At 72.1% G+C, this 4,250-nt stretch carries 4 protein-coding genes and 1 pseudogene; 1 reads left to right on the top strand and 4 read right to left on the bottom strand.

Annotated features, from left to right (window positions below):
* Nucleotides 1-41: 41 nt before the first annotated feature.
* On the bottom strand, nt 42-995 hold the full coding sequence (trxB, locus tag AB0K37_RS40515) for a thioredoxin-disulfide reductase (RefSeq protein ID WP_363991114.1): 954 nt from the start codon (nt 993-995) through the stop codon (nt 42-44).
* 151 nt (nt 996-1,146) lie between these two features.
* Here trxB and AB0K37_RS40510 point away from each other — a divergent pair, with 151 nt between their 5' ends.
* Nucleotides 1,147-1,719: a dienelactone hydrolase family protein gene (locus tag AB0K37_RS40510; protein ID WP_363991112.1), complete on the top strand. Its 573-nt coding sequence runs from the start codon at nt 1,147-1,149 to the stop codon at nt 1,717-1,719.
* Between the two features lie 227 nt (nt 1,720-1,946).
* Here AB0K37_RS40510 and AB0K37_RS40505 read toward each other — a convergent pair whose 3' ends face one another.
* The 3 genes and pseudogenes from AB0K37_RS40505 to AB0K37_RS40495 all read right to left on the bottom strand — a co-directional run.
* A complete protein-coding gene (locus AB0K37_RS40505) occupies nt 1,947-2,723 on the bottom strand; it encodes a zf-HC2 domain-containing protein (protein WP_363991109.1) in 777 nt (258 codons plus the stop codon).
* Nucleotides 2,720-3,343, bottom strand: a complete 624-nt coding sequence (gene sigM, locus AB0K37_RS40500) for an RNA polymerase sigma factor SigM (RefSeq protein WP_200842240.1) — start codon at nt 3,341-3,343, stop codon at nt 2,720-2,722. Before sigM ends, AB0K37_RS40505 begins: the two co-directional genes overlap by 4 nt.
* A gap of 171 nt (nt 3,344-3,514) precedes the next feature.
* Nucleotides 3,515-4,250 (bottom strand): annotated as a pseudogene (locus tag AB0K37_RS40495) (hypothetical protein); the annotation flags it as partial.

Below are 4,250 nucleotides of genomic sequence, written 5' to 3'. Positions count from 1 at the left end.
GGCTCAAGCGCCGGGCCGGGGCCGCATGGCCGGTGGGGCGGTCAGGCCTGCGGGACGGTCTCGGCGGCGTCCCGGTCCTGCAGCCAGCGCTCGGCGTCGATGGCGGCCGAGCAGCCGCTGCCCGCCGCGGTGATGGCCTGCCGGTAGATGTGGTCGACCACGTCGCCGCAGGCGAACACGCCGGGGATCTTCGTCTTCGTGGTGGGGGCGTCGACCAGCAGGTAGCCGTCGGTGTCGGTCTCCAGCTGGCCGGCGAACAGCTCGCTGCGCGGGTCGTGGCCGATCGCGATGAACAGGCCGGTGATCTCCAGGGCGGACTCCGCGCCGGTCCGGGTGTTGCGGATCGTCACGCCGGTCACCCGGTCGTCGCCGTGGATCGCGGCGACCTCGCTGTCCCAGAGGAACTTGATCTTCTCGTTGGCGAACGCCCGGTCCTGCATGATCTTGGACGCGCGCAGCTCGTCCCGCCGGTGGACCACGGTCACCGAGCGGGCGAACTTGGTCAGGAAGATCGCCTCCTCCATCGCGGTGTCGCCGCCGCCGACGACGGCGATGTCCTGCTCGCGGAAGAAGAACCCGTCACAGGTGGCGCACCAGGAGACGCCCCGGCCGGACAGCCGCTTCTCGTCCGGCAGCCCCAGCTCGCGGTACCCGGAGCCGGTCGCGACGATCACGGTCTTGGCGAGGTAGGTCTCGTCGCCGACCTTCACGACCTTCGGGTCGGCGGTCAGGTCGACCTCGGTGACGTCGTCGGTGATGAGCTCGGCGCCGAAGCGCTCGGCCTGCTTGCGCAGGTTGTCCATCAGGTCGGGGCCCATGATCCCGTCGGGGAAGCCGGGGAAGTTCTCCACGTCGGTGGTGTTCATCAGCGCACCGCCGGCCGTCACCGAACCCTCGAACACCAGCGGCTTGAGGTCGCCGCGGGCCGCGTAGACGGCGGCCGTGTAGCCCGCGGGACCGGAGCCGATGATGATGACGTTACGGACGTCGCTCACAGTTCTTGCCTCTCCTCGTTGGCCGTCGGTGCCGCACGACCCGGCCTCACAGTCGCGTCAACCGATCCTAGGGCCCGCAGATTCCCCGGTACGCGGCGCCGGGCCGTCCACCGGCCGCCGGGGCCGCCCGGAGGCGCTCTAGGCTGGGCCCATGGCACGCATTCTCCTCCTCCACTCGATGTACGGGCTGCGGCCCGCGGTGCACCAGGCGGCCGACCGGCTCCGTGCCGCCGGGCACGAGGTGCACGCCCCCGACCTCTACGACGGGCGCGTCGTCGACGACGCCGAGGCCGGGATCGAGATCAAGGACGAGATCGGGCGGGACGAGCTGCTGCGCCGCGCCGTCGTGGCCGCCGCGCCGCTGACCGGGGAGGGCGGGCTCGTCTACGCGGGGTTCTCGCTCGGCGGCTCCATCGCCCAGAACCTCGCGTTCGCCGACGAGAAGGCGGGCGGGCTGCTGCTGATGCACGGCACGTCCGACATCGCGGAGGACGCGTCCACCGACATCCCGGTGCAGCTGCACGTCGCCGACCCCGACACGTGGGAGCCCGTCGACTGGCTCAACGCGTGGTACCTGCAGATGCGCAAGGCGGGCGCGGACGTGGAGGTGTTCCGCTACCGCGGCGCGGGCCACCTGTTCACCGACCCCGACCTGCCCGACTACGACGCCGAAGCGGCCGAGCGCGCCTGGGCGACGGCCCTGGACTTCCTCGCCTCCCTCTGAACGCCCCCGGCGGACACGACGTGGCGGCATGGAAGATCGGTATTGCCGCTGCCGCGCCGTCCCCGGGGTATTGCTGCCGACGCCCCAAGAACTTCGCAGAAAAACTAGGCGTCACATAGAGAACAGGGCGTCTCAGGCAGGCCATGGCTTCACGTGAGCGGCCATGGACGGGATCGACCGTCCATGGCCCTCAGTGTGCGCGAGTGCCCAGGTCAGGGCTTGGCGGGTCAGACGTTCTTCAGCTGCTTCAGCAGGTGATGGGCCTGCGGGGAGCAGTCCGGCCCGACGACCCAGATGTTCCGCCTGCCGGGGCGGTCGCCGTTCACGGCGATGATGATCGCGGGCCGTCCCTCGTATTTCGCCTGGTCGACGAGCAGGAGCGTCTGCCCGCCGGCGACGCCGGCGACGCAGCCGCGGAGCCGGGCGTCCGGCGCGACGGCCTCGGCGCGCATCTCCTGCTCGCCCGTCACGACGCCGCCGACCTGCTCGCCCAGCGTGCCCGACCGGTAGTCGGTGCCACTCTGGGCGACCTTGAACGTGGGGCCGGGTTCTCCGGGGGCCACCTTCGGCACCCCCGAGCCCGAGCCCGAATCGGTCAAGGAGCGGTGCGGGGCCGGATGCCGCGCCGCGCTGTCACTGCTGCTCGCGCCGTCCAGCGCGATCTTGCCGACCGTCGCTCCGCCGCCGAGCACGACCACCGTCGCCGCGGCCGCCGACAGTATCCGCCAATGCCGCCTTCCGCGCCGTTGCTCCAGGCTCGCCACGGTGGCGCTGTGCATCGATTCCGCCGCGATGGCGGTGTCGATGCGCTCGGCCAGTTCGGCGGGCATGGACGGCACCGGGGCCTCCGCCAGGATCCGGGAGACGTCCGCAAGGTCGGCGGACAGCTCACGGCAGTCGGCGCAGGTGTCTAGGTGTGCGTTGACGGAGGCGGCTTCGTCGTCTTCGAGAAGTCCCTCGGCCAGGTCGGCCAAGACGTCGTAGTCAAGGTGCGCGGGGTTCACTTGGGCATGCCACCTCCTTCCACACCTCCGACGTTCCTGGGCTCGCGTCGGTTCCGGTGGTGGACGAGAAGGGGCGCGAGCCGGGCGCGGCCCCGCGCGCACCGGCTCTTGATCGTTCCGGGCGGGACCTCCATGACCTGTGCGGCGTCGTCGACGGAGTAGCCCATCATGTCGACGAGGACCAGGGCGGCCCGCTGCTCGTACGGCAGCTGCTCCAGCGCGGTGCGGACGTCGAGGGAGACGCCGTGCGCGTCGGTCGGGTCGGGCATCTTGGGCGCGACGGCGTCGAAGGTCGCGTCGTCGCCCATCGGCGTCGCCGGGCGGACGGACTTGCGCCGGACGCGGTCGAGGCACGCGTTCACCACGATGCGGTGCAGCCAGGTCGTGACGGCGGCGTCCCCGCGGAACCGCCCGGCGGCGCGGAACGCCGAGAGGCACGCGTCCTGCAGCGCGTCCGCCGCCTCCTCCGGGTCGCCGAGCGTGCGGAGCGCGACCGCCCACATGCGGTCGCGGTGGCGGTGCACGAGTTCGGCGAAGGCGTGCGGATCACCCTGGGCGTGCCGCGCGAGGAGCTCCTTGTCGGGCACTTCGCCTACGCGACGCATGCTCACCGACGTCATGAGCGACCGCTTTCTCGTTCGGGACGCCCGGGCGGCGCCGGACATCCGCGACCGGCTGCTGAGGTAGGCACCACGTGATCCTGGGGGCGAGGGGACAAACTGCTCACAGGCACGATACAGACATGCGCCGCTCCACGTCACAGCTCACATCGGCCCCCTGCCGGAACGTGATCAGCCGGCCGCCCCGTAGACGGCGATCTCGCCGAGCCGCCCCTTGAACGGCCCGCCGGGCAGCTGGGTGAACCAGACGAGCACGTACCGGCCTGTGGCCTGCGGGTTCGCGGCGAAGGCGACCTCGCCGCCGTTGGGAGTCTGCTCGCCGACGCGCTTCAGGTCGGTCGGGGACTGCGAGTCGCCGACGCGGAGCTGCAGCACCCCGCCGCTCACCGGGGAGTAGACCTTCACGTTGGCGACCTTGACGGGCTTGCCCATGTCGAGCAGGACGCCGAGGCCCTTGGAGTACCGGCCGAAGTCGGCGTCGGCGTAGCTCTGGGTCTCCCAGTCGCCGCCGGGTTTGCCGTCGACGACGGACGCGAGGTTCTTGCCGATCGCGCCGTCGACGTGACCGCCCACGGGGCGTTCGGCGGGCCGGACGTCCTGCGGGGTGAGCTTCACGACGGTCGGCTTGGGCGGCGCGCTCGTCTGGGCGTTGTCGGTGGGGCCGCCGCCGCCCTCGGGCTTGTCGTCGCCGACGAGGCCGGTCAGCGCCCAGGCCCCGAGCCCGACGATGACGGTCAGCGCGGCCGCCGCGACGCCGATCAGGGCGCGGTTCGCCGGACGCTTGGGACCGCCGTGGGTGTGCGCGGGCGTCGTCCGGGTGGCGGTCGCCGGCGGCGGGACGGGCGTGCAGCAGCGACGTGCGCCGCAGCAGCGTCCGGAAACGCTCCGGGTCGCGCTGGTACCAGGC

The organism is Actinomadura sp. NPDC049753 (assembly GCF_040674655.1).
Taxonomy (GTDB): domain Bacteria; phylum Actinomycetota; class Actinomycetes; order Streptosporangiales; family Streptosporangiaceae; genus Spirillospora; species Spirillospora verrucosospora.
Note: the sequence above shows the minus strand (reverse complement) of the source record. Positions and strands in the feature narration are given on the sequence as shown.

Coding starts and splice junctions, on each gene's coding strand:
- AB0K37_RS40510 (WP_363991112.1), top strand. CDS start 1,147: ATGGCACGCATTCTCCTCCTCCACTCGATGTACGGGCTGCGGCCCGCG.
- sigM (WP_200842240.1), bottom strand. CDS start 3,343: ATGACGTCGGTGAGCATGCGTCGCGTAGGCGAAGTGCCCGACAAGGAG.